General features: G+C 64.7%; 1 protein-coding gene. It reads left to right on the forward strand.

Features of this window, described 5'->3' with window-relative positions:
- On the forward strand, window positions 1-904 hold a 904-nt coding region (locus KBX34_RS33210; protein WP_282102718.1), incomplete at both ends, for a DNA gyrase C-terminal beta-propeller domain-containing protein.

Consider the following 904-nt stretch of genomic DNA (forward strand, 5'->3'; position numbering starts at 1 on the left):
TCATCCCGTTCGACGGCGAGGTCTCGATGGAGGACCTCATCGCCCGCGAGGACGTGGTCGTCACGATCACCCGCACCGGGTACGCCAAGCGCACCAAGGTCGATCTCTACCGCTCGCAGCGGCGCGGCGGTAAGGGCGTCAGCGGCGCCACGCTGCGGCAGGACGACATCGTCAGCCACTTCTTCGTCTGCTCGACCCACGACTGGATCCTGTTCCTGACGAACAAGGGACGCGTATACCGGGCCAAGGCATACGAGTTGCCGGAGGCCAGTAGGGTAGCCAAGGGCCAACACGTGGCCAACCTGCTCGCCTTCCTACCCGACGAGCAGATAGCGCAGATCATTGAGATCCCGAACTACCAGGTAGCCCCCTATCTGGTACTGGCCACGAAGAACGGCCTGGTGAAGAAGACGCGGCTCGAGGAGTTCGACTCCAACCGTTCCGGCGGCATCATCGCGATCAACCTGCGCGATGAGGACGAGCTGGTCGGTGCTGCTCTGGTTGCGCCGGAGAACGACCTGCTGCTGGTCTCCAAGAAGGCACAGGCGATCCGGTTCAACGCCTCCGACGAGGCGTTGCGGCCGATGGGCCGGGCCACCTCGGGTGTGATCGGCATGCGCTTCACGGACGACGATGTCCTGCTCGCCATGGAGGTCGTCCGGGACGGCCTGGACGTTCTGGTGGCCACGAACGGGGGATACGCGAAGCGGACCCCGATCGAGGAATACCCGGTGCAGGGCCGGGGAGGTAAGGGCGTGTTGACTGCGAAGATCACCGAGCGGCGCGGTGGCCTGGTCGGCGCGGTGGTGATCGATCCGGACGACGAGCTGTTCGCGATCACCAGCAATGGTGGTGTCATTCGGACTCCGGTGAAGCCTGTACGCCGTACGCGTGACCGGAACAC

Source organism: Micromonospora sp. M61, assembly GCF_018070245.1.
GTDB lineage: Bacteria > Actinomycetota > Actinomycetes > Mycobacteriales > Micromonosporaceae > Micromonospora > Micromonospora zamorensis.